Below are 22,638 nucleotides of genomic sequence, written 5' to 3' on the forward strand. Positions count from 1 at the left end.
GGGTTTTGCCGGAAAAGTAAACCTCGTATATTAAGGTTTCGATCCATTATCTCCCTTTTGGGCAGCATCCATGCTTTCCAGAAGAGCTTGTTCGGTTTCAGACTCCTCTTCCTCGGCTTTCTTCATCTTCTCCTGCTGTTCCTGCATTTTGGTAAAGGTAGCATAGAAGTTAAAGAACGCGAACAATGCCATCAGGCAGAACAGGAAGAACACGAACAGCACCGGCATCTGCGTGCCGATATATGCCAAGACAGCGCTTCCGATCAACGTCGAAAATACCCGGAACGGGCGAATCAATGTCAGCAGTACGGCATTTTTCAACAGCTGTATCGTTTTCATCTCATAATGGACAGTCATGGAGAAGAAATTAAACAGGGAAACAAACAGCACGATAAGCAGCACGAGCATCACAATGCCGACAAGCTGGAAACCATCAAGCTGCGTCATATAAACCGTGTAATCCACATACATAATCACGAACAGCAGCGTATAAAAAATGCCGCCGATCATGCTCTGCTTGTAATTTTCCTTATAACCCTTAAAGAACGTTTTGAATACGGACACATCCGGATTGCCCATGACCCACTTACGTACAACGGTAAATAAAGCCGCCGTAGCCGGAAACAGAACAAACGGTGATAATATTCCGAGAACCCAGTTGGACAGCAGCTGCTCATTATGCGCATCCGGTGTCTGAACGGCCATCAGGAATTTAGTTAGAACAATAAACAGGAAAGGCGATGTACAAATAACCCACAAGATGTTCGAAAAAGCAATACGGGTAATCCACTCGGTGAGCTTGTATAAGCCACCCATGGCTCCTTTCATTTCCAAATCCGTTTCCTCCTCACTCAAATCATGCATGTATCTATTAATATACCTTATTTTGTACATGCATTGCCAGAGCCTAATTTATACGCACCTGGGTGAATGTCCAATCCAGCGCCATCGTTTTTCCATACGATATCTCGTAATCCGTTCAACAAGCTTGAATTTCCAAATTAAAAGAGGAGGGATTATGTATGTCTTGTGAAGGTGGCGGGTACGGCTACGGATCAAATGTCGGTATTGTCTTGGTTCTGTTCATTCTCCTTGTAATTATTCTCAGCACATTCTATATCTAATGACTCCTTGAATCATTCAGTGAAACAGATCAGCTGTTACTGATCTAAAACTGCAAGTTTAAAGGGGATGCACCCAGGGTGCATCCCCTTTAAACACAAACAAAAGACGAAGCGGGCTTCACTTAGCGTGGGCAACTGCTTCGTCTTTTGTGCTCGGTTACTTCAGTCAGATAAAGTTAACCGTAAATACTATTCGTCTCCGTTCCGGTTAGGACGACGTTCGCCGCCGCTGTAGGAACGCGGTTTACGGTCACCGCTATTGTTGCGGTCACGGTTGTAGCCACCGCCATCGCGGTTGCCATAACTGCTGCCGCCGCCATCACGGTTGTATCCGCCTTTGGAGTAGCCGCCACGGTTACCACCGCTGCCACTTCCGCTTCCACCATCACGGCGATATCCGCCGCCGCTGCTGCGGCCACCATAGCCGCCGCTTGGCTTGCGACCATTGCGGATGTCCGGCTTCCGGCGTTTTGCGCGGATTGGATCTTCTGGAGTCAAGTGAATATCGGATCCTTCCTTCTTGTCTCCAGTAAGGATTTTCATTGCAGCTGCCAGCAATTGTACGGAATCGTATTGTTCCAGCAATTGAATGGCAAGACCTTTATACTCGGTCAATTCACCTTGCTCAATAATTTCAAGCACACGTTCAGCGATGATACGTTGTTTGCCTTCAATCGCTTCGGCAATCGTTGGCAACGGCTTGCGTGGAATACGGTGACGAGTCACACGCTCGATGAAGTACAGATGATCCATCTCACGAGGAGTTACGAAGGACCAAGCTGTACCTTCTTTACCAGCACGGCCTGTACGTCCAATACGGTGTACATAACTTTCCGGATCTTGCGGCAAGTCAAAGTTCACAACATGGGTAACGCCCGATACGTCGAGACCACGTGCAGCCACATCTGTCGCTACGAGAACATCAATGCTGCCGTCACGGAATTTACGCATAACGGTATCACGTTGATGCTGAGAAAGGTCACCATGGAGACCGTCTGCAGAGTAACCGCGTTTTTGCAGGGCTTCTGCCAGTTCGTCTACCCGGCGCTTCGTGCGTCCGAATACAATCGCAAGCTCAGGCGATTCCATATCCAGAAGGCGGCTCAGCGCTTCAAACTTTTGACGCTCAGGAACTTCAATGTACGCTTGATCAATCAGAGGTGCACTAACGTGCTTAGGAATAACGGATACATGCTCAGGGTCTTTCAGGAACTGAGAAGCCAGTTTCTGAATGTTAGCTGGCATAGTTGCGGAGAACAGCAGTGTTTGACGTTCTTCAGGAACAAGCTTAAGGATCGACTGGATGTCTTCCATGAAGCCCATATCCAGCATTTCATCCGCTTCATCGAGTACAACGGTTTGGACATCATCAAGACGAATGGTTTTTCTGTTGATGTGGTCAAGTAATCGACCTGGTGTACCGATAATAATTTGAGGCTTCTTTTTCAAAGCGCGGATCTGACGACCGATATCCTGTCCACCATAAATAGCCAAGGAACGGATTCCTTTAAAGCGGGACAGTTTACCGATTTCTTCAGCAACCTGGATGGCAAGTTCACGGGTCGGTGTCATAATGAGAGCGACGATACGTTCCTCTTCCTTGGCGATCTTGTGGATAAGAGGAAGGCCGAATGCCGCTGTCTTACCCGTACCCGTCTGTGCTTGTCCAATCATATCCTTGCCGGTAAGAGCAATCGGAATCGATTGGGATTGGATCGGTGTGGCTTCCTCAAAGCCAAGTTCAGTAATTGCTTGCAGCACGCGCGGCTCCAAGCCAAAATCTGCGAAATTTTTCAATAGGTTCATACTCCTTCTATACTGTGGACTTCCACTTTCTTCTCTGTATTCTTAAGTAGTGGTAACGTTTATAGGCTTTCCCGGCCAGCAGGATTTTCTGCACGAGGTGAACCGGTATATTTCTCTTATCACCAGTATGTTGACTGGATAATGTATAATCATCCTGATAAGCTTGCAAAGTTATCAATGTAACGGACTACTCAAGAATATCCAATACATTATATCACAAAACATTTCTGGAATACCAGCAAGCTTAAAGAAGTCATAATAACCGGGAGGTGATTCCTATGTTGAAGCGTCTATGGACCTATTTCGCGATCGTATTCGGCGGCATCATTATCGCCGGCGGATTTAATTTATTTCTGATTCCCCATCATCTGCTTAGCGGTGGCGTTTCCGGCGTGGCTCTGATTATCGGCTATTTCACGCCGCTAAATATCAGCATCATGTATTTTGTGCTTAATATCCCGATTCTTATAACCGGTTGGTTCAAGCTTGGCAAAAGATTCGTTGGTCTCAGCGTGATCTCGGTTATTGTTACTACCCTGTTCCTTGAGCTCATTCCAGTTACTCCGGTTGCAACCGATATGCTGCTCTCCTCCGTTTTCGGCGGCGTGCTTGTCGGATTCGGCACCGGCCTCTCCTTTCGGGTTGGCGGTTCTACCGGGGGCTTTGATATCATCGGCTCCCTCGTTACGAAATATCGGGACTTCCCCGTTGGAAGTGTACTCGTGACGCTGAACGCCATCGTCATTATGGCGGTTGCTTATTTGGAAGACGACTGGAATCTGGCCCTCGCCTCGATGGCTTCCATCTATGTTGCCGGAAAAATGGTGGATATGCTCCACGTCAGTCATATCAAGGTTACCGTCTTTATTGTCACGAACCAGACGGAAGCCCTGCTGGAGAAACTGCTCAAGCGCCCCCGCGGCATAACCAAGATCAAAACCGAGGGAGCCTTCAGTCATAAAGAAAAGGATATGCTTATGACCGTCACGACGCGATATGAGCTGGCTGAGCTAAAACAAATTATTACAGAAACAGACCCCCTGGCCTTTGTTAATATCGTGGAAACCACGGCTGTCATGGGTCAATTCCGCAAGAACTAAATATTTACCACCTGTGAGGGGTTGGTAAATATGTGGTATAATATTTGTGCGCGGTTCCTACAATATTCATGAGCTCTGTTTCCCGGGCATCGCTTTGGCCCAATTTTAATTGTTTTTCCGTTTTACAAAAGAACGTCCTGCCTAACCAATTTGGAAGGAAAGGGTGATTTTTATGGAAATGGAAACGGTAAAATTGTCACAAATCGTCATGAAGTGGTTCCCGGAAATGATACCGTTCTTTAGACAGAAGGAACTAAATTCCATGATCGTTCTAAGGGACGGGCTGAGTATTCTGGAGCAGGAGGATGCTCTTGAAATCATTCAGTTCAGCATTTGCGAGCATCAGAATCAAACGCCGCTTCATTAATTTTAATGCAACACGTGAATATCGCACGACAAGTGCCGTTATTCACCGGTAAAATTCACCGGTGAATAACGGCATTTTTTTATGGAGAAATGTAAATTCTATAAGCACGTCTTTCCCCACCATGCAGATCAAGCTGTAAGTAAACGCTATCACCTTCTTATGCTCATTATTTCCGATGCTTGTCACTCCCCATGTTCACAAGTTGTTCACGGCCAGCGCCGAGAAATGTCGATATTTAGCGTTTAAAACGCCCTTGACCCGTTTAATGAACTAGGTACGCTCACCCCCGTTTCCAATTTATTGTCGATTGTAACAATCCTGTTCTTTTTGAAGGCATCCGTTCCTTTATAATCATGATGTGAATGTACACAAGGGAGAGAGTAATTATGAATATCATCTTGGCTTTATTCATCTTAGCGTCCGCGGGCTTCGGTGGTTCCAGTCCGCAAGATAGCAGCCTTACCGCCAAACTTCAGGCTTCATTAAATACCGCTATGATTCAGGGCATGCACCAAAACAACAACCAAGGTCAGGGCCACAGCGGCATCAAATCAAACACAACAGAGATCGATCCGCAGATTGAAGCGCCTAAAGTCAAGGGCATTTATGTAACGGCTTATAGCGCAGGCGGCTCCAGAATGAATCAACTCGTAGATCTTATGGACAAGACCGATCTCAATGCCATGGTCATTGACATCAAGGACGATGAAGGATACATAACGTATAAAACCGAGAATCCGAAGCTGAAGGAACTCGGTAAATCTCAGCCTTTTATCAAAGACATCAAGCAATTGATGAAGCGGCTGGAGAAACACGATATTTATCCGATCGCCAGAATTGTCGTGTTCAAGGACACGATTCTTGCCAAGAAAAACCCGGAGCTTTCCTTCCGTAAAGGAGACGGCAGCGTCTGGACCAATGGCGGGGGCGACAGCTTCGTGAACCCGTACAGTAAAGAGGTTTGGGATTACAACATCGAAATCGCCAAGGAAGCTGCAAAACTTGGATTCAAGGAAATCCAGTTTGATTATGTTCGTTTTCCGGAGGGCTTCGAGAAACGCGCCGATTCCCTGAAATATACCAAGACGGATCAATCGCGCGTGGACGTGGTATCCGACTTTGTACAATACGCCCGGGAAGAACTAGCACCGCTCGGCATACGCGTATCCGTTGACATCTTCGGGTATGCTGCTTCGGTACCCGCGGCAGAAGGGATCGGCCAAGACTTCGTCAAAATTTCCAAGAACGTCGACATCATCAGTCCGATGGTATACCCTAGCCATTACACGGCAGGCTGGTTCGGCTCTCCTGTACCGGATAAGGCTCCTTACCAGACCATCAAAGGCTCCATGGAAGCTACCCACAAAAAGCTGGATGAGCTGGGGGATCAAAAACCGATCATTCGGCCTTGGATTCAGGACTTTACTGCGAGTTGGCTCGGAAGCGGAAATTATGCCAAGTACGGCAAAAAGGAAATCGAGGAGCAGATTCGCGCCCTCAAAGATACAAACGTCGATGAGTATTTACTCTGGAATGCTTCCAACCGTTATACGGAAGGCGTCACTCATAAATAATTCAATTATCAGTCGCGAAGGGTCGGCCAACAACAGGGCCGGCCCTTTCTGCGTTCAAACCGTTCGGTGAACTCTCTTGACAGCAGATGCTATGATGATGGATAGGGCTGGTTTCCCCCCCAATCTTTGAAATTGACGTACTCCAATTCAACCGCTGGTTGAGTTCTGGCTTGCCGCTCAATAAGCCAGTTATTGTTCCCAGCCTTAGCAGGACCCTACAGTATGGGGACAGCGTCATAAAAACTACAATAAGAAAGGCACAAACGCACATGCAACCGACCACAACAACACGGGGAAAGCTGAAGCAATTCGCGATCATTCTGATCCCCATTCTGATTACGCAGCTAGCTTTATCGGCCATTACTTTTTTTGACACCAACATGTCCGGAAAATTCAGCTCGGCCGACTTGGCAGGCGTAGCTATCGCTACAAGCATTTGGATCCCGGTCCAAACCGGCCTTAGCGGAATTCTAATGGGGATAACCCCCATCGTTTCGCAGCTCGTTGGCGGGCGACAGGAAAATAAAGTCGCTTACCAAGTGAACCAGGCGCTCTGGCTGTCCATCTTACTCGCCATCGTCGTACTTGCGATCGGGTATGCCGTTGTACCGGGCATTCTCGGAGCCATGAGCCTGGAGCCGGAAGTTCGGCGGATTGCTTCCCAGTTTCTCGCCGCCATATCGATTGGCATCATCCCGCTGTTCGCATATACCGTGCTCCGCAGCTTTATTGATGCCCTTGGGCAAACTAAAATTTCTATGGTGATCACGCTGATTACCCTGCCGGTGAACGTAGGCTTGAACGCTCTCTTCATTTATGGATTCTGGGGCTTTCCAAGAATGGGAGGCGTAGGTGCCGGCATCGCTTCCGCGATTACATACTGGACCGTTCTCATCATCGCGATCGTAATCATCCATAAAAATCAGCCCTTCTCTTCATTCAGCATCTTCAGGCAGCTTCAAGGTGTTTCCTTGAGCGCATGGAAAAGCCTGTTAAACATCGGCGTGCCGATCGGGTTCTCCATCTTCCTCGAGACCGCCGTCTTCGCAGCGGTGACGCTGCTTATGAGCAGCTTTGATACGGCGACCATTGCCGCACATCAAGCGGCCCTGAATTTCGCTACGACACTGTATATGCTTCCATTAAGCATATGCATGAGTCTGACGATCCTGGTTGGCTTCGAGGCCGGCTCTGGACGCATGAAAGATGCCTGGAAGTACGCTAAACTTGGCATTAGCACAGCCGTTATCCTATCGCTGATCACGGCGGTCATCCTATTTATGGCCGGCAGACAGGTCGCCGGATTATATTCTAACGAGCCTGCAGTCGTCGCGCTGATCCAGCAGTTCCTGCTGTTCGCGATTTTCTTCCAGATCTCGGACGCGATCGCCACGCCGACTCAAGGGGCGCTGCGAGGCTATAAAGACGTGAATGTCGCTTTCATGCTCGCTTTTCTGTCTTTCTGGGTCATTGGCCTGCCTGTAGGATATGTGCTCGCCAACTACACCGATTGGGAAGCCTTCGGCTACTGGATCGGATTAATCACAGGCCTTGCCGTCGGCGCTGCCCTGATGCTTATGCGTCTGGTCAAAGTTCAACGCAAGTACACACGACAGGTAGATGCTTCATCTCGACCCGTATCCTAAACGTCTATCGACGTACCTTCTTAAAAAAAGACCGCCTCCATGCAGAATGCGTTCTGCAATGAGAGACGGTCTTTTTGCTTATCATCAAAAATTAGGCAGCAGCCTAATTTATTGGGACAATCGCAATGCCAAATCGTAAAGCTCACGGTTAAATTCTTTCTTCGTGTTAACGACCTTGTCAATATCCGTGAGGACCAGCTCGCCCTTGATGATGCCGCATCCTTTATCGGATTGGCCGTCAATCAGACTGCGAACCGCAAAATCGCCAAGACGGCTGGCCAGGTTGCGGTCAAACGGAGTCGGAGCTCCACCGCGCTGGATATGTCCAAGCACCGTTACTCGTGCATCGATTGAGGCATGGCACTCTTTAAGATCACATACGATGTCCTCGCCGCGTCCAACGCCTTCCGCTACGATGATGATACTGTGGCGTTTACCTTTTGCAAAATTCTCGCGCAAGCGGGTTGCCACTTCATCAAGGTTATATTCTACTTCCGGCACCAGAATGGTTTCTGCGCCTGATGCAAGACCTGCATGGAGCGCAATGTCGCCGCAGTGGCGTCCCATAACCTCTACAACGGACGAGCGAGCATGGGAAGACATTGTGTCGCGCAGTTTATTAACGGCGTCTACAACGACGCTAACGGCTGTATCAAAGCCGATCGTATAATCGGTAAATGAAATATCGTTATCAATCGTTCCTGGAAGGCCCATCGTTTTGATTCCGAGTTTACTGAGCTTGTTCGCCCCATGGTAAGAGCCGTCTCCTCCAATAACGACCAATCCGTCGATGCCATGCTGATTCAGAATGTCGGCACCCTTCTGCTGCCCTTCCGCCGTCTTGAATTCTTCACAGCGGGCGGAACGAAGGATTGTGCCTCCACGCTGGATGATATCCCCTACGCTGCGAAGATCCATTTTAATAATATCGTTCTCGAGAAGTCCTTGGTAACCGCGCTGAATCCCATATACTTCAAGACCATAATACATACCGCTGCGTACAACGGCGCGAAGCGCTGCGTTCATCCCTTGGGAATCGCCACCACTTGTAAGAACTGCAATTTTTTTAACCTCTGCCATGTTTCGTTTCCTCCTTCAATGTCACTCATGCTTTATGCTTACGAATCCATCGGCTGTTGACGTAGAAAAAGATCCGGGTCATCGGACTCTTCTTCATCAAACGTTTGGATACGGAGCGAACCAGCTGCTGCTCGCTGACTTTTGGATCGGATAAATATAACGCCAGTAACCCCTCAATGATCATACGATGAAAAGGGGTCGAGGGAATTGTTCTGACATCCTTCCGGGCCCACTCAACTATGGAAGCTATACGGTTCAGCATCGTATCGGCATCTTCGTAATAATTACAAAAGTTCAGATCGCCACCCAGCCTGTCTTCGTCTTGATCAATAAGATAATCCAGCATAATGTGGAGACTGCATACATTCGGAAAATAAGACGCATGAATGGACGATGCATCCTCGTCATCCAGAAACGGATCAGTTGCAGCCAAGAATAGCATGAACACACCCAAGGTTGATCCCGTTGCAGCCGCAAACTCGTTCCACCGCAGATGCGGTGTCCGATGAGCATGCTGGGACCACCATTCAAGCAATGCTGCTTCTCTCTTATCCGGATGGATGTGCTTGTGTACCTGCAAATCGGTATACAGCCCAGCCAAATCCCTTATGTAGGGCTTTGCCGCTTCATATCCTGATAATTGACCGATGCAATCCCGGCATTTCTGCACAAGACGGAGAAGGTAACCTCCATCCTCCCTTTCGGTCCGGAGAGCGTAATAATCGGCCGGCTCAGTCTCAGGCGTAACGGCATCCAACATCGACTGATGGAGCTGTCTGAAATCCGCTGGATCCAGCGAAGTACTACGGTCACATAAATTATCGAGATAATCGCTAATTGTCTGGTAAGCTACAATCAATGGAATGAGAATATGCTTCTCCGGCAAATTGGCTGCGGCATACACCGCTCCGCCCTGGCAGTGAAATCTTTTGTTATCTATACTGGCCAGTGCCTGCTTTCGTAGCTCCTCATCCGGAATTTGCTCAGCCTCCCGGCGCCACTTCTCCAATTCGATCCGCACTTCCGGAAGTATGAATTTATACACCCGGCTCATCAGCCCAACCGGACTGCGCGGAACTTTGCGGCTTAGCTCTTGATTATTCAATGAACTCTGCCTCCACATGGTTGTCTTTTTATACCTATCCAAATCAAACCTATTATAATATGATCGTTCATTTTGCACAAATAACACAAATCATTGACGGCGTACGGTAGTTGGACGCGTCCTATAATCCATCTATCTCCATTATGCGATATGTTATATACTAGTCGGAGCTGAATAACAGACCATGAACCTCATAAATAGCGTTATCTATACGGGCTCATGAAAAGAACGGAGATCCCCAGCATGAAACTTCCCGCTACGCCCAGACCGGATCAGAATTGGCTGCGCGCCTTTATGTTTACGATTTTTGGCACGACAGCCCTCGTCATTTCCTATTTCCCGCTATATTTCAAAGAAATCGGCTTCAGCAGCGCGCAGATCGGTTATCTGTATGCCATCGGCCCGCTTATATCCATGTTCTCCAATATGATTTGGAGTTACACCAGCGACAAATACCAGACTATCAAACGTATTATGAACATTCTGATTATCGGACAGCTCGTCACGATGCTTGTGTTGTGGCAGGTTGCAAGCTTCGGCGTTGTATTGTTCACGATCAGTCTGTTTTATTTTTTCTACTATCCGGTCTATCCCCTGGCGGATACGATGGCCATCCAAACGGCACAGAGGTACGGACGCAGCTTTACCGTCATTCGCGTATTCGGCTCACTCGGCTATGCGTTCTTCGCGCTTGCCATTGGATATGCCATCGGTGCTGCAGGCGCATCGGCCACACTGGCGATCGGCATTGGAATCGGCGTGTTCACACTGCTCTGCTCGTTTCTTCTCCGCGACGGAGTTGCTGTCAAGTCAGAGCCTGTTGAGCTGGGAGCCCTCCTCAAAATATTGCGTTCCAAAGAAATATTGTGGTTCTTCGGCTGCACGTTCTGCCTTGCCATCGCCCACCGTATGAATGAAGCCTTTCTTACGCTTACCTTATCCGAGCTCGGTGCGGGCGAAGGACTCATCGGCTGGTCCTTAATGGTCTCGGCTGGCAGCGAGATCCCGATTTTCTTCCTGCTGAGCAAGTATGGCGACAAGATAAAGGAGCTGCCGCTGCTGACCTTTGCAAGCCTAATGTTTGCGCTCCGTTTCCTGCTCATGGCCCTGGCAGCTGATCCGTTGTCCGTGCTCGCGGTTCAGTCGCTTCACAGCATTACTTTCGGCGTGTTCTATGTAACCGCCGTGCGTTATATTACAAGGATCATTCCTTGGCAGTACCGCGCGACCGGCATGGCTCTATTCATTATCTTCTGGTCAAGCGTTTCAGGACTTCTCAGCGGAGCCTTCGGCGGTTTGCTGTTCGAAGCGGCAGGAAGACCGGCCTTCTACCAGCTTGCAGCCCTCCTGGCCTTAATCGCTGGTCTCGGGTTTCTTTACCGGCACCTCTTTGCCAAGCCGGAGGATATGAATGTCGGCGGAATCAGCGCTTAGAGGATCCGCTTGGATATCCCTCGCTTGCTCCAAAACAATAAAGGCAAGTACGGACCAAAAATCATCCGTACTTGCCTTTGCTTTCTAATGACACTGGCTTGACCCATCAGAATACAAAAAAGCACAGTTCTCAAAACCGAGAACTGTGCTTCATGCCTTGGTAATTCTATAAGATCTCCGTATTGGGAGCTAACTTACAGTTTTGTTACGTTGGCTGCTTGAGGACCACGGTTACCTTCAGTGATGTCGAACTCAACCGCTTGACCTTCTTCCAAACTCTTGAAGCCTTCTTCTTGAATTGCGGAGAAGTGTACGAATACATCCTCGCCACCTTCAACGGAAATGAAGCCGTAACCTTTTTCTGCGTTAAACCATTTAACTGTACCTTTCAAATGAACAACCTCCTAAAAATACCGCCATCTATGGCGAATATCCATATTATATCCCATGTTTTCTGACAATGCAATCCGTCAATTCGCCCTAAGAGGCTTTTTTTGAACCACTATTTAACAGAAGATTATTTGCTTTTACGCCCACGAGTGCGTTATCATTTACCCAAAAGCCTAAGTAGCAAACGGAGAATGCATATGATCAAAAAACATGAAATATACAAAAAAGACAAGTGGAACATGATGACGGTTGAAGTTCAGGGCCGGTACATCGTTCTACGCGAGATTTCTGACCAGTGGGGCGAAGAGACCCATACCTTTATGAGTCGGCCAGCCTTGATGCACTGGGCTCAAAACCGTTTCCCCAAAGCAGATTTTGAAGGCCGGGAAGATGAGTGGAGAGAAATGATGGCTGCTTTTAAGCAGGTGTAGAGCATGGATTATACAAATATTGTCATCTTCATTATTCTCGCGTTCAGTCTCGGTGCCGTCATGATCATGTACCGGGATAAGATACCGCCAAGACTGAGGAAGGGGATGGCCCTGATTGCCGTCGCCTTCATCTTGTTTGCCTTTTACCTTATTGTATACAGTTTCTTGAATCCAGGTTCCTCGTAAATTTATAGGATGAAATTGGCGGGTACGCGGCATACTATCGCTCGGATGCTTCAATTCGAGGAGGTATTATGCCATGAGAGGCGCCAAGGTGCTCAGCATGACAATTGCAATCTGCCTGATCGCTCTAACTACCCGCAACGAAGTCTTATCTGAAGGAACCCGGACTCCAACTAATACATATCATTCAAGGAGGATTTCCATGGAACAATTGTTAAAACGCGCTGATGTCCCTAAAGAGCATCAATGGAAGCTTGAAGATTTATTCGCTGACCAGAAGGCATGGGATGCGAGCTTTGCGGAGCTGAAGAATCTTCTGAAACGCACAGCCGATTATCAAGGCAAGTTAACCAACGCGGCTTCCATCAAGGAATGCTTCGAGCTTGAAGACGAAATCTCATATCATGCCGAACGTTTATATGTTTATGCTCATATGCATCATGATGAGGATACAGCAAACCCTACATATCAGGCGCTATCTGCCAAAGCCAAAAAATTGAATGTCGAAGCCGGAGAAGCCCTCTCTTTCATCACGCCGGAAATTCTGTCCTTGTCCGAAGCGGAGCTTGACAAACTCATTGAAGACCCTTCCCTCAAGGAATTCAAATTTACGCTGTCCGAGATGAAACGGGAGAAAGCGCATGTTCTGTCCAAGACCGAAGAAGCGCTGCTGGCTCAAGTCGGCAACCTCTCCTCTGCGCCGCAGACCATTTTCGGTATGCTTAACAATGCGGATATGAAATTCCCGAAAATCAAAAACGAGGACGGCAAGGAAGTCGAGCTCACGCACGGCAACTATATTCAATTCTTGGAGAGCCCGAACCGCGAAGTTCGTGAGCGTGCTTTCAAAGCCGTGTACGAAACCTATGGCAAGCAGAAAAACACGATTGCGGCTACGCTGAATGCCAATGTAAACAAAAATATGTTCTATTCCCGCGTACGCAAGTACCCTTCCGTACTGGAAATGGCGCTCTATGGCGATAACATTCCGAAGGAAGTCTACACCAACCTGATCGACACCATTCACGAGAGCCTGCCGCTCCTCCACCGGTACATGGAGCTCCGCAAGAAGCTGCTGGGCGTGGATGAACTTCACATGTACGATTTGTTCGCACCGCTCGTAGAAGAGTACAAGTGGGACATCACTTACGAAGAAGCAAAACAAATGACCAAGGAAGGCCTTACGCCGCTTGGTGAAGATTATCTCAGCAGCCTGCAAGCCGGATATGACAACGGCTGGATCGATGTATATGAGAATGAGAACAAACGGACTGGCGCATACAGCTGGGGCGCTTACGGCACCCATCCTTATGTGCTGCTGAATCATAAAGATAACCTGAACAGCATGTTTACCCTTGCTCATGAGATGGGTCATGCGCTTCACTCTTACTATTCCGACAACGCCCTGAAATACCGTGATGCCCAGTACACCATCTTCCTGGCTGAAGTGGCATCCACTACGAACGAAGCGTTGTTGATGGATTACTTGCTGAAAAACGCCAAAGATCCGAAGCAAAAAATGTACCTGCTCACCTACTATGCCGATCAATTCCGGACCACGGTATTCCGTCAAACGATGTTTGCCGAGTTCGAGAAGATTGTGCACGAACGCGCGGAGAGCGGCGAATCCCTGACTCCTCAAGACCTATCCGACATCTACTATGAGCTGAACGTGAAATATCACGGCAAGGGCATGCAGGTGGATAAGGAGATCGGCATGGAATGGGCACGGATTCCTCATTTCTACAACAGCTTCTATGTGTACAAATACGCCACTGGCTTCTCGGCTGCGACCAGCTTCTCCAAGCAAATCCTTGAAGAAGGCCAGCCTGCCGTTGACCGCTACCTCGGCTTCCTGAAGAGCGGCGGCAGCGATTACTCCATTAACATTCTCAAGAAGGCCGGCGTGGATATGTCCTCACCAGAGCCGATTCGTGAGGCGATGAGCGTGTTTGAAGACATCATCAGCCAAATGGAGCAATTGACGAAATAAACAGCCTCTATAGCAGGATGAGCGATTCTTAAATTGACCAGTGGAATAAAATCCCTTGCCCTTTACAGGCAAGGGATTTTATACTGTTTGGAGGAAGGAGGTGTTCCCCATGAAAATTCAATGGTCGCTAATCGCAGCCTTATTATTTGCCCTGATTACGGCTGTATTCGCCGTCATCAACGTCAATCCGGTTGAAGTGAATCTGTTATTCGGCACAGTCAATGTACCGCTGATTCTGCTGATTATCGGGTGCTCACTGATCGGGGGACTGATTGTCGGCACGTTCGGCATTTACCGTCAATATCAAATGCAGAAGGAAATCCGTTCGTTAGCGGAGCAACTTATACATATCCGTGAAGTAACGGGATACACCCCTGAAGTACAAGCTGCCGAAGAGGAAAGCAAGAAAGAAGAGAAGGACGCCCCCGCTGCTGAATAGGGAGGGCGGTTCGTTTGAAACAAGGAGGCTTAACAATTCGTGTCGATACAACCGAATGAAACTTATGTGCTGGACCTGCTAAAAGAACTGCTCGATACACCGAGCCCTACCGGATATACCCAAGACATTATGAAGCGGATCGAACAAGAAGCCGCTTCGCTGAATGTCTCGCTGGAATGGAATGAAAAAGGCGGTGCCATCCTGTCCGTTCCTGGACAAGACGGCAGCCGTACAGTTGGACTGAGCGCCCATGTGGACACGCTTGGCGCGATGGTTCGTGCCGTGAAATCAGAGGGCACACTCCGGCTTACCTCCGTTGGCGGATACATGATGAACAGCATTGAGAATGAATACTGTATCATCCACACGCGCAGCGGCAAGAAATATACAGGCACCATCCTGTCCACGCATCCTTCCGTTCACGTGTACAGCGATGCTCGTGATTTCAAGCGCCAGGAAGCCCATATGGAGGTCCGGATCGACGAGCTGGTGGAGTCAGCCGATGATGTGAAGAAACTCGGCATTGGGGTTGGCGATTTTGTTTCCTTTGATGCTCGTCCGGTCATTACACCAAGCGGGTACATCAAATCGCGCCATCTGGATGACAAAGCCAGCGTTGCCGCCCTCTTCGGCTTGCTCGAAAGCATGAAGCGGGATAACTGGAAACCTAAACACAATGTGAAGCTTCTCATCTCGAACTATGAAGAAGTGGGACATGGCGCAGCCTACATTCCTGCCGACATCAATGAAATGATTGCGGTTGATATGGGCTGCATCGGGGATGACCTGAGCTGCAAGGAAACCGATGTATCCATCTGCGCGAAGGATTCATCCGGTCCCTATGACTATGACATGACCAGCCGTTTGATCCAGCTGGCCGAGAGCGAAGGCATTGCTTATGCGGTGGATGTCTACCCTCATTACGGCTCTGACGCTTCTGCGGCGCTTTCCGCGGGCAGCAACATCAAGGCCGCGCTGATCGGTCCCGGCGTTCATGCATCCCATGCCATGGAAAGAACACATAAACAAGCCGTTCTTAACACCGTTAAGCTGCTGGCAGCCTACGTCAGGTAAATCATTCATAAACACGTCTATTTACGTACTTTTATAGAGGACCGTCCACGTTTAGAGGATGTTGTTCTTACGAATATCACAATTGTTCAGCTTCGCTGAAACCTCGATCTAACAAAGGGGCGTCCCGCCAAGGCATTATGCCTGGGGACGCCCCTTTGTTATTGATATGGATCGCTTAGAATCATTACGATTTCTTGCTCTGTTCAATCTTCTCCGCGAGCTCGTTTAGATAGGTCCAGCGTTCCATCAGATGCTCCAGCTCACGTTCCGTTTCCTCTTGAGCCTTCATCAGCTCCTGAAGCCTGGCTGCATCGCTGCCGGCGGTCTCCATCTCCGATTGAATGGATGCCAGCTTGCTCTCTGCTGCTTCAATTAGGCCGTCAATCTGCTCATACTCCCGCTGTTCTTTGTAACTAAATTTCAAACGCTCTCGCGGTGCTTCTTTAGCTGAATCGCTATCCGTGCGATCATTGCTCCCCGAGGCAGACTTGGAACTGGATGCTTCCATTTTACTCGCGGCAGCTTCACCACCATGGCGCTGCATCCATTCCGCATATTCGCTGTAAGAGCCGACATGGACACGAATCTCTCCGTTGCCCTCAAACGCCATAATCTTGTCTACCGTTCGATCCAGGAAAAAGCGATCATGGGATACCACGATACAGACGCCCGGAAACTCATCCAAATACTGCTCCAAGACGGACAATGTCTGGATGTCCAAATCATTCGTCGGTTCATCCAGCAGCAGCACATTCGGTGCGCTCATCAGCACCCGAAGCAGATACAACCGTCGCTTCTCTCCTCCGGACAGCTTCGCAATCGGCGTCCACTGCAGCGCGGGCGGGAACAGGAACCGCTCCAGCATCTGGGCCGCGGTAATCGCCGAGCCGTCCGCCGTGCGGATAACCTCTGCTTCATCCTTGATATACTCAATCACGCGCTGACTACCATCCATCTCCTGATGCTCCTGCGTGAAATAACCGAGCTTGACCGTCGGTCCCAGCACGACTTCCCCGCCATCTGGCTGAATCAGCCCGGCAATCAGATTGAGCAGCGTGGATTTGCCGCTGCCGTTGGGGCCTACGATGCCAATTCGATCTTCGGGAACTGCGATGTAGGAAAGGTCCTGAATTAACGTTTTGTCGTCGATCTTCTTCCGGAGACCTTCGATCTCCAGAATTTTGCGTCCCAAGCGGGTGGAAGCGACTGAGACGTCAAGCTCACCAGAGCTGTGCAACATTTCCTGATCCTTGAGTTTCTCAAAGCGCTCAATTCTCGCCTTCTGCTTGGTCGTACGGGCCTTGGCACCTCTGCGAATCCAGGCAAGCTCGCTCCGCAGCAAATTCTGACGCTTTTGTTCGGAAGCAGCCTCGCGCTCCTCGCGTTCTGCCTTCAGCTCCAGAAAACGGCTGTAATTCGCCTCATATCGGAACAACCGTCCATGATCCAGCTCCAGCATGACATTCGCCACCCGGTCCAGAAAATACCGGTCATGCGTAATCATGAGCAGCGCACCGCGGCGCTTCTGCAAATACTGCTCCAGCCAAGCGACGGATTCATTATCAATATGGTTTGTCGGCTCGTCCAAAATGAGCAAATCGGAAGGCTGAATCAAAGCGGCGGCTAATGCCACTCGCTTACGCTGGCCGCCCGACAGCGTACCCATCTTCGCTTCATAATTCCGAATCCCCAGCTTGGACAGGATGGTTTTCGCATCGCTTTCAAGCTGCCACGCCTGCAGTGTATCCAGCGTCTGATTGAGCTTCAGCAGTTTCTGCTGCAGCTCCTCATGACTCGGATGCAGCTCCAGCAGCTCCATCGTTTCGGTGTACTCCCGCACCGCCTTCATCTCCGGAAGATCGCCCTCAAACACCTGCTGGAGGACGGTTTTGTCCGGATCAAACTCCGGGTTCTGTGCCAGGTAACGCACCCGGATGCGATTGCCCATCGATATTTTACCGGAGTCGGGCGGCTCGAGCCCTGCGATGACGCGCATAAACGTGGATTTCCCCGTGCCGTTAACACCGATAATGCCGACTTTATCCTGATCCTCCATTCCGAAGGACGCATCTTGAAACAAAATTTTATCTCCATAGCTTTTTGTTACCTGTTCGACGGTCAAAATATTCATTGTTATGATCCCTACTTACATCTATAGATTTCGTTGAGCGTTGTTTCATCGGTAAGATGGATACATTATAACGCAATCAGCACTGCAATCCCATAAGCTGCCGCGCCGCCGAGAAGTGAACTGACCAGATTAACTGCATCGTTGGACATCCAAGCATATCCGCGCATGCGCACCGTATCTTGGCCGCAGTGTTGAGATACTTCCACTGATTTGCCGCACGCACGGCACCGATACATCACCTGTAAAGTCGCTCCGAGGTACGAATCGGCAAAAGCCCCAACCAATCCGCCCGCAAGGGCTGCCAGGACATACGGCCATATCTCTGCATCCATGCCGCTCCATCCAGCAAGTAACCATCCGCCTGCCCCAATCAGTATGCTCCCTACCGCTGCAGCCGTGGAGCCGACCCAGGAGACGCCGCCGGATTCGCCGGCGGTCAGTACCTTGCCGTTCAGAACGGAACGCGGAGGCTTCCGGCTAAGGCTGCCTAACTCCGTGGCCCAGGTATCCGCTGTTACGGTAGCCATAACACCTATAAACAGGAATACCCACAGATCGGACGGGAACCATGCGTTTATCAGACACAGCACCATACCGATGCCGCCATTGGCGAATACCTGGCCTGCATCCCGTCGGCCTGTCTTGGCATAGGATTTCTCCAGGTCGGCCTTCCGCTGTTTCCCGTACCGGGAGAGAAGTGTAGACGTTATGAAAAAAAGAAGCAGGGTTCCGAACCAAAACACGTTCCCTGCTCCGTAATATATGGTACCCATCAGAATAGCGGCCGCGGCTCCGGATTCCGATAGCGATCGTTTCCTGTATGCGGCTCCTGCCACGATAAGGGCACCTGCCGCTCCGATCAGCCAATCCATCTGTGACCCCTCCCATGATAAAGCATATCAGATTACCCGATTTCGCAGCGGCCCAGACGGACATCTCCCCAGAACAATTCGAATACGTCACCGGATTCCGTCGGACCTACGCCAGCCGGTGTACCCGTAAAGATTAAATCACCTTGACCAAGGCCATAATGTTCGCCGATGTAATCGATGATGCGCTGAAGGGAGAAGATCATATCCTTCACATTCCCGCGCTGTACCTCTTCGCCGTTCTTCCTTACGATAAAATCAATATCCGCCAGCTTCGCGGTTCCGGGAAACGCTATGGATGGCGTAAGCGGTGCGGAAGATTTAAACGCTTTTGCCGCAGTCCAAGGATGTCCCTTCTCCTTAATGACCGACTGTACATCACGCAGCGTGAAGTCGATGCCAAGAGCCATCGTTTTTACAAGCTCGTCAACACTTTTGCCTGGCGCGTAATCCTCTGCGAGCTGTATAACAAACTCACCTTCAAAATGAAGACTGCCGCGGTCCATCGGCAGCTTCAGCACGCTGCCATCCAGCGGAACGACGGCATGCGAGGGTTTAAGAAAAATCATCGGCTCTTCCGGTACGGCATTGCCGAGCTCCGCCGCATGCAATTGATAATTACGACCTACACAGTAAACGTTATTCACTAAGGCACACATACATTAAAACCTCCATTTTCTTCGCCAGAATGGAACTTTAGGTGCAATTTTATGGATAAAAATCTGCCCCCATGTATCGGGGCGGTTCGTACAGATCATGATGGCAGGATTCATTCTGGCCAGCGATCTCATGCTCTTCGCATCATCCACCGTCCAGGCCATCGGCGTAATGCCATTCTTCACCAAATCCGACGCGAAGGCCGCATCCAGATGGGAGTAGCCGATGGATAAAAAGGAGCATTTCATTTGCTTCAGGCGTGCTACCAAATTGCGAGGATGCGCATCAATAATAAGTCCGGTTCTCACATTAGGTTCCAATTCCTTCGCTTTCATCAAGGCTTTTGGCTCAAAGGAAGTGAGCACCACATCCGGAAGCATCCGGTGGGCATGAATCCGTTCCAGAACGGCCTTCTCAAGGCCGGGATACATATCTCCGCTTGTTTTAAGTTCGATATTAAGTTTCAATCGGCCTTTGACAAGCTGCAGGACTTCATCGAGCGATGGAACCTGCTCTCCCCTGAATTGGCGTCCCTTCCATTCTCCGGCGTCCATCCTCCGGATTTGCTGCCAGGTCAGATCCTTCACCTTGCCCTTCCCGGTCGTCGTACGATCCACGCTGAAGTCATGTATCACTACAGGGACCCCGTCCTGAGTCAATTGCACATCAATTTCCATCCAATGCACGAAGGGCTCATCCATCGCCATCTGAATGGCTGCGCGCGTATTTTCAGGTGCTTTACCGGAAAATCCCCGGTGAGCCACACATAAATTGTTCATGGTGGGACCTCCTTGCTGTAACGTTTAACGAATTATTCCACAGCCTTGCCTGCAATTACTTCACCATCAAGCGCTATTTTGACGCCGCCAACGGATCGCTTCTCCACCTCTTTCAGCAAGGCCTCAGCTTCTTTGCCTTCAAGCGGGATGACCTGTCCGATCTCCGTACGATAAGGCGTCAGCTTCAAGTCACAATCTCCTTGCTTGCTGCATGACGCCTGGAATACGGCTGTTTTCCACGTATCTTCATTCGACGATTTAGTAAATATAAAATTGCCGGTACTATAGGCAATCCACTTGCCTTTGTACTGCTCCAATCCCTGCAGCACATGGGAGTGCCCGCCGATAATCAGGTCAGCCCCGCCGTCAATGAACGCGCGTGAGAGATTGATCTGATGGACATTTGGCGTCTTATGAAGCTCCTCGCCCCAATGGGCAATCACGACCACCAGATCGGCCTTGGAACGCGCTGCCTGGATCGCTTCAACCGCCTTGGGCAGCACATGGTCATACGCCCCGGCCACCCCCGGCCTGTTCTCCAGCGCGTACCAGGTCGTTTCCGGGAGCACACGGCTGAATCCAAGCAATGCAACCTTCATGCCCTGAAGCTCGAAATACTGGGCCGCGAAGGCTTCTTCCTCATTCCGTCCCGCTCCCACATAACGGATATCCTGGTCCTTCAAGTGCTTCAAGGTATCCAAAAGTCCTTCTTGGCCTTGATCCAGGATGTGATTGTTAGCCAGATTAACGGCCTCTACTCCCGCATCTCGGAGAGCCGGCAATACGTCCGGTGAGGACTTGAATACGAATTTCTTATTGGCCGCGCCAACGCCTCCGGTCGTAACCGGCGTTTCCAGATTAAGCACGGTTAGATCGTCCTCCAGGAATGCGGTGCCCAGATGCTTGAAGGGATAATCATATCCGTGCTTCTTCAGCTCAGCCTCCACCTTGCCCGAGAACAAGGTATCCCCTGCAAAATGCATAACCACCCGCTTTGCCATCGCGGAATCGGTAGGATCATCTGTTGCGCTGCCTTCTGGCTCGGTCCTATCGGAACCTGGGGGTTCGCCAGTCTCCGTCGTCTTCGGAGGCTTCGAATCCGCCCCCTCCCCGTCAGCTTGTTGTCCGGAGCCGGGGCTATCCGCCTGATCCCCTTCCATGCCAAAGTCCGGCATACCAAGCGGATAAGCCGTTTGCTGAACAGGATTTTCCTTAAATTTAAAATGATAGACAAGCAAAGCAGCGATCATAAAAATCAAACATAAGTTAAGCATGATCCAAACCCGTCCGGTTCGCTGCTTACGGGCCTTCTTCTCGGCCTTGCTTTTCTCTGATCGTGACAGATGCATAGGTCACTCCTTTATTCACTTATGAGCTCGCGTTATAAGTCGCTTCCCCCATTATACCAGCTTCCATATAAAGAATAGAACCCCCCGTCACCGGGGAGTTCTATATCTAAGCTTCTATTCGAATTTCCGGTAATAACGGATTTACAGACCTATCAAGGTGATCACGGAATCGCTGAGCGCTTCCATGTAAAGCGGGTCACTGTTCAAGGAGTCGATACGCTCAAGCCGCATATCCATTTCCTTGGCAATGCTTTTGGCTTCAATATCCAGATCGTACAGGACCTCAAGATGATCCGAGACGAAACCGACCGGCGCAACCAGTACATCCTCGACCTGCTCTTCTTTATTCAACGTTTGCAGCGTATCCAGAATGTCAGGACCGAGCCAAGGCTCCGCCGTCCGACCAGCACTTTGCCATGTGAACTGCCACTTCTTGACGCCGGCCTGTTCGGCTACGGCTTTGGATGTCTCGAGCAGCTGCTCCTGATAGGGATCTCCGATGGACAAAATGCGTTCCGGGAGGCTGTGAGCACTGAACAGCACTCTCACGCTGTCCCGGTCAGCCCCTGCTTCCTCGAACTGGTTCAGCTTGGCGGACACCCGATCGGCAAAGGCCTCGATCAGTTTCGGATGCATGTGATAGCTCTCCACAAACGAGATCTCAAGTCCCAACTCATCCGCTTTGGCTTGAGCGCGCTTCACGTAGGATCCGATGCTCATGGTGGAGTAATGAGGTGCCAGCACGATGCCGACGGCTTCCTTAATGCCGTCCCGCACCATTTGCTCAACACCATCTTCGATGTACGGTGCTGCGTGCTTTAGTCCCTGATAGCATACAAACTCAAGATCGATCGCGCGAGGATCCGCATTTAATGTATCCTCCAGCGTGCGTACCTGTCGGTCCGTATTCTCCCGGAGTGGAAAGACCCCCCCAACAATCGCCTCATAGCGGTCAGTAAGCTCCTTGAGCTGCTCCTCCGACGGCTTGTTCCCGCGACGGATGTGGGTATAATAACTCTCGATTCCTTCCATGTTCTCCGGAGTACCGTAGGACATAACCAACACGCCAATCTTGTTCTTCATACCAACTCACCTCTGACTAATAAA

General features: G+C 49.9%; 22 protein-coding genes. 11 read left to right on the forward strand and 11 right to left on the reverse strand.

Annotated elements, in window-relative coordinates; translation table 11 throughout:
* Nucleotides 1-30 precede the first annotated feature (30 nt).
* Complete coding sequence (locus tag NYE54_RS24400) at nucleotides 31-834, reverse strand: DUF624 domain-containing protein (protein ID WP_339266826.1); 804 nt, start codon at nucleotides 832-834, stop codon at nucleotides 31-33.
* Nucleotides 835-1,022: 188 nt separating this feature from the next.
* Here NYE54_RS24400 and NYE54_RS24405 point away from each other — a divergent pair, with 188 nt between their 5' ends.
* On the forward strand, nucleotides 1,023-1,124 hold the full coding sequence (locus tag NYE54_RS24405) for a sporulation protein YjcZ (RefSeq protein WP_194543886.1): 102 nt from the start codon (nucleotides 1,023-1,025) through the stop codon (nucleotides 1,122-1,124).
* A 189-nt stretch (nucleotides 1,125-1,313) separates the two neighbouring features.
* Here the strand turns inward: NYE54_RS24405 and NYE54_RS24410 are convergent, their stop codons facing one another.
* Nucleotides 1,314-2,921, reverse strand: a complete 1,608-nt coding sequence (locus NYE54_RS24410; protein WP_339266829.1) for a DEAD/DEAH box helicase — start codon at nucleotides 2,919-2,921, stop codon at nucleotides 1,314-1,316.
* 287 nt (nucleotides 2,922-3,208) lie between these two features.
* On the opposite strand from NYE54_RS24410, the gene NYE54_RS24415 reads away from it, so the two are divergent.
* From NYE54_RS24415 to NYE54_RS24430, 4 genes are all read left to right on the forward strand, one after another.
* Nucleotides 3,209-4,030 carry a YitT family protein gene (locus NYE54_RS24415; protein WP_213643867.1) on the forward strand — a complete coding sequence of 274 codons (822 nt, stop codon included), beginning with the start codon at nucleotides 3,209-3,211 and terminating at the stop codon, nucleotides 4,028-4,030.
* Between the two features lie 172 nt (nucleotides 4,031-4,202).
* Entirely contained in the window at nucleotides 4,203-4,397 is a 195-nt protein-coding gene (locus NYE54_RS24420) for a hypothetical protein (protein ID WP_076325730.1), read from the forward strand.
* A 386-nt stretch (nucleotides 4,398-4,783) separates the two neighbouring features.
* Complete coding sequence (locus NYE54_RS24425; protein WP_339266831.1) at nucleotides 4,784-5,971, forward strand: putative glycoside hydrolase; 1,188 nt, start codon at nucleotides 4,784-4,786, stop codon at nucleotides 5,969-5,971.
* 269 nt (nucleotides 5,972-6,240) lie between these two features.
* Nucleotides 6,241-7,617 (forward strand): MATE family efflux transporter, encoded by a 1,377-nt coding sequence (locus NYE54_RS24430; RefSeq protein WP_339266832.1) that lies wholly within the window; start codon nucleotides 6,241-6,243, stop codon nucleotides 7,615-7,617.
* A 108-nt stretch (nucleotides 7,618-7,725) separates the two neighbouring features.
* On the opposite strand, the gene pfkA is transcribed toward NYE54_RS24430, so the two are convergent.
* Together pfkA and NYE54_RS24440 are read right to left on the reverse strand one after the other, a co-directional pair.
* The gene (pfkA, locus tag NYE54_RS24435; RefSeq protein ID WP_076325727.1) at nucleotides 7,726-8,697 is read right to left on the reverse strand and encodes a 6-phosphofructokinase; all 972 of its coding nucleotides are present in this window, start codon (nucleotides 8,695-8,697) and stop codon (nucleotides 7,726-7,728) included.
* Nucleotides 8,698-8,722: 25 nt separating this feature from the next.
* Nucleotides 8,723-9,802, reverse strand: a complete 1,080-nt coding sequence (locus tag NYE54_RS24440) for a tetraprenyl-beta-curcumene synthase family protein (protein ID WP_076325726.1) — start codon at nucleotides 9,800-9,802, stop codon at nucleotides 8,723-8,725.
* A gap of 243 nt (nucleotides 9,803-10,045) precedes the next feature.
* On the opposite strand from NYE54_RS24440, the gene NYE54_RS24445 reads away from it, so the two are divergent.
* On the forward strand, nucleotides 10,046-11,236 hold the full coding sequence (locus NYE54_RS24445; protein ID WP_076325725.1) for an MFS transporter: 1,191 nt from the start codon (nucleotides 10,046-10,048) through the stop codon (nucleotides 11,234-11,236).
* Between the two features lie 194 nt (nucleotides 11,237-11,430).
* On the opposite strand, the gene NYE54_RS24450 is transcribed toward NYE54_RS24445, so the two are convergent.
* On the reverse strand, nucleotides 11,431-11,628 hold the full coding sequence (locus tag NYE54_RS24450) for a cold shock domain-containing protein (RefSeq protein WP_006211711.1): 198 nt from the start codon (nucleotides 11,626-11,628) through the stop codon (nucleotides 11,431-11,433).
* A gap of 195 nt (nucleotides 11,629-11,823) precedes the next feature.
* Between NYE54_RS24450 and NYE54_RS24455 the strand changes: the two genes are divergently transcribed.
* The 5 genes from NYE54_RS24455 (at nucleotide 11,824) to NYE54_RS24475 (ending at nucleotide 15,746) form a co-directional block, all read left to right on the forward strand.
* A complete protein-coding gene (locus tag NYE54_RS24455; protein ID WP_076325724.1) occupies nucleotides 11,824-12,057 on the forward strand; it encodes a hypothetical protein in 234 nt (77 codons plus the stop codon).
* A 3-nt stretch (nucleotides 12,058-12,060) separates the two neighbouring features.
* Nucleotides 12,061-12,243: a hypothetical protein gene (locus NYE54_RS24460; RefSeq protein WP_076325723.1), complete on the forward strand. Its 183-nt coding sequence runs from the start codon at nucleotides 12,061-12,063 to the stop codon at nucleotides 12,241-12,243.
* 199 nt (nucleotides 12,244-12,442) lie between these two features.
* Nucleotides 12,443-14,233: an oligoendopeptidase F gene (pepF, locus tag NYE54_RS24465; RefSeq protein WP_076325722.1), complete on the forward strand. Its 1,791-nt coding sequence runs from the start codon at nucleotides 12,443-12,445 to the stop codon at nucleotides 14,231-14,233.
* A 109-nt stretch (nucleotides 14,234-14,342) separates the two neighbouring features.
* On the forward strand, nucleotides 14,343-14,672 hold the full coding sequence (locus tag NYE54_RS24470; RefSeq protein WP_076325721.1) for a lipopolysaccharide assembly protein LapA domain-containing protein: 330 nt from the start codon (nucleotides 14,343-14,345) through the stop codon (nucleotides 14,670-14,672).
* Nucleotides 14,673-14,711: 39 nt separating this feature from the next.
* Nucleotides 14,712-15,746, forward strand: a complete 1,035-nt coding sequence (locus NYE54_RS24475) for a M42 family metallopeptidase (protein ID WP_076325720.1) — start codon at nucleotides 14,712-14,714, stop codon at nucleotides 15,744-15,746.
* A gap of 184 nt (nucleotides 15,747-15,930) precedes the next feature.
* Here NYE54_RS24475 and taeA read toward each other — a convergent pair whose 3' ends face one another.
* From taeA to hemH, 6 genes are all read right to left on the reverse strand, one after another.
* Nucleotides 15,931-17,877 carry an ABC-F type ribosomal protection protein TaeA gene (taeA, locus tag NYE54_RS24480; RefSeq protein WP_339266838.1) on the reverse strand — a complete coding sequence of 649 codons (1,947 nt, stop codon included), beginning with the start codon at nucleotides 17,875-17,877 and terminating at the stop codon, nucleotides 15,931-15,933.
* A 65-nt stretch (nucleotides 17,878-17,942) separates the two neighbouring features.
* On the reverse strand, nucleotides 17,943-18,749 hold the full coding sequence (locus NYE54_RS24485) for a DUF92 domain-containing protein (RefSeq protein WP_339266840.1): 807 nt from the start codon (nucleotides 18,747-18,749) through the stop codon (nucleotides 17,943-17,945).
* Between the two features lie 32 nt (nucleotides 18,750-18,781).
* The gene (locus tag NYE54_RS24490) at nucleotides 18,782-19,405 is read right to left on the reverse strand and encodes a fumarylacetoacetate hydrolase family protein (protein ID WP_339266842.1); all 624 of its coding nucleotides are present in this window, start codon (nucleotides 19,403-19,405) and stop codon (nucleotides 18,782-18,784) included.
* A gap of 3 nt (nucleotides 19,406-19,408) precedes the next feature.
* Nucleotides 19,409-20,182, reverse strand: a complete 774-nt coding sequence (locus NYE54_RS24495) for a glycerophosphodiester phosphodiesterase family protein (protein ID WP_076325716.1) — start codon at nucleotides 20,180-20,182, stop codon at nucleotides 19,409-19,411.
* 32 nt (nucleotides 20,183-20,214) lie between these two features.
* Nucleotides 20,215-21,531 carry a CapA family protein gene (locus tag NYE54_RS24500; RefSeq protein WP_339266844.1) on the reverse strand — a complete coding sequence of 439 codons (1,317 nt, stop codon included), beginning with the start codon at nucleotides 21,529-21,531 and terminating at the stop codon, nucleotides 20,215-20,217.
* Nucleotides 21,532-21,672: 141 nt separating this feature from the next.
* Nucleotides 21,673-22,614, reverse strand: coding sequence for a ferrochelatase (gene hemH, locus NYE54_RS24505; RefSeq protein ID WP_215158667.1), 942 nt, complete (start codon nucleotides 22,612-22,614; stop codon nucleotides 21,673-21,675).
* Nucleotides 22,615-22,638 lie beyond the last annotated feature (24 nt).

Source organism: Paenibacillus sp. FSL K6-1330 (genome assembly GCF_037976825.1).
Taxonomy (GTDB): Bacteria; Bacillota; Bacilli; order Paenibacillales; family Paenibacillaceae; genus Paenibacillus_AQ.

Excerpts from the sequence above, each read along its gene's own strand:
- NYE54_RS24405 (WP_194543886.1), top strand. The coding sequence starts at position 1,023 with ATGTCTTGTGAAGGTGGCGGGTACGGCTACGGATCAAATGTCGGTATT.
- NYE54_RS24415 (WP_213643867.1), top strand. The coding sequence starts at position 3,209 with ATGTTGAAGCGTCTATGGACCTATTTCGCGATCGTATTCGGCGGCATC.
- NYE54_RS24420 (WP_076325730.1), top strand. The coding sequence starts at position 4,203 with ATGGAAATGGAAACGGTAAAATTGTCACAAATCGTCATGAAGTGGTTC.
- NYE54_RS24425 (WP_339266831.1), top strand. The coding sequence starts at position 4,784 with ATGAATATCATCTTGGCTTTATTCATCTTAGCGTCCGCGGGCTTCGGT.
- NYE54_RS24430 (WP_339266832.1), top strand. The coding sequence starts at position 6,241 with ATGCAACCGACCACAACAACACGGGGAAAGCTGAAGCAATTCGCGATC.
- pfkA (WP_076325727.1), bottom strand. The coding sequence starts at position 8,697 with ATGGCAGAGGTTAAAAAAATTGCAGTTCTTACAAGTGGTGGCGATTCC.
- NYE54_RS24445 (WP_076325725.1), top strand. The coding sequence starts at position 10,046 with ATGAAACTTCCCGCTACGCCCAGACCGGATCAGAATTGGCTGCGCGCC.
- NYE54_RS24455 (WP_076325724.1), top strand. The coding sequence starts at position 11,824 with ATGATCAAAAAACATGAAATATACAAAAAAGACAAGTGGAACATGATG.
- NYE54_RS24460 (WP_076325723.1), top strand. The coding sequence starts at position 12,061 with ATGGATTATACAAATATTGTCATCTTCATTATTCTCGCGTTCAGTCTC.
- pepF (WP_076325722.1), top strand. The coding sequence starts at position 12,443 with ATGGAACAATTGTTAAAACGCGCTGATGTCCCTAAAGAGCATCAATGG.
- NYE54_RS24470 (WP_076325721.1), top strand. The coding sequence starts at position 14,343 with ATGAAAATTCAATGGTCGCTAATCGCAGCCTTATTATTTGCCCTGATT.
- taeA (WP_339266838.1), bottom strand. The coding sequence starts at position 17,877 with ATGAATATTTTGACCGTCGAACAGGTAACAAAAAGCTATGGAGATAAA.
- NYE54_RS24485 (WP_339266840.1), bottom strand. The coding sequence starts at position 18,749 with ATGGATTGGCTGATCGGAGCGGCAGGTGCCCTTATCGTGGCAGGAGCC.
- NYE54_RS24490 (WP_339266842.1), bottom strand. The coding sequence starts at position 19,405 with ATGTGTGCCTTAGTGAATAACGTTTACTGTGTAGGTCGTAATTATCAA.
- NYE54_RS24495 (WP_076325716.1), bottom strand. The coding sequence starts at position 20,182 with ATGAACAATTTATGTGTGGCTCACCGGGGATTTTCCGGTAAAGCACCT.
- NYE54_RS24500 (WP_339266844.1), bottom strand. The coding sequence starts at position 21,531 with ATGCATCTGTCACGATCAGAGAAAAGCAAGGCCGAGAAGAAGGCCCGT.
- hemH (WP_215158667.1), bottom strand. The coding sequence starts at position 22,614 with ATGAAGAACAAGATTGGCGTGTTGGTTATGTCCTACGGTACTCCGGAG.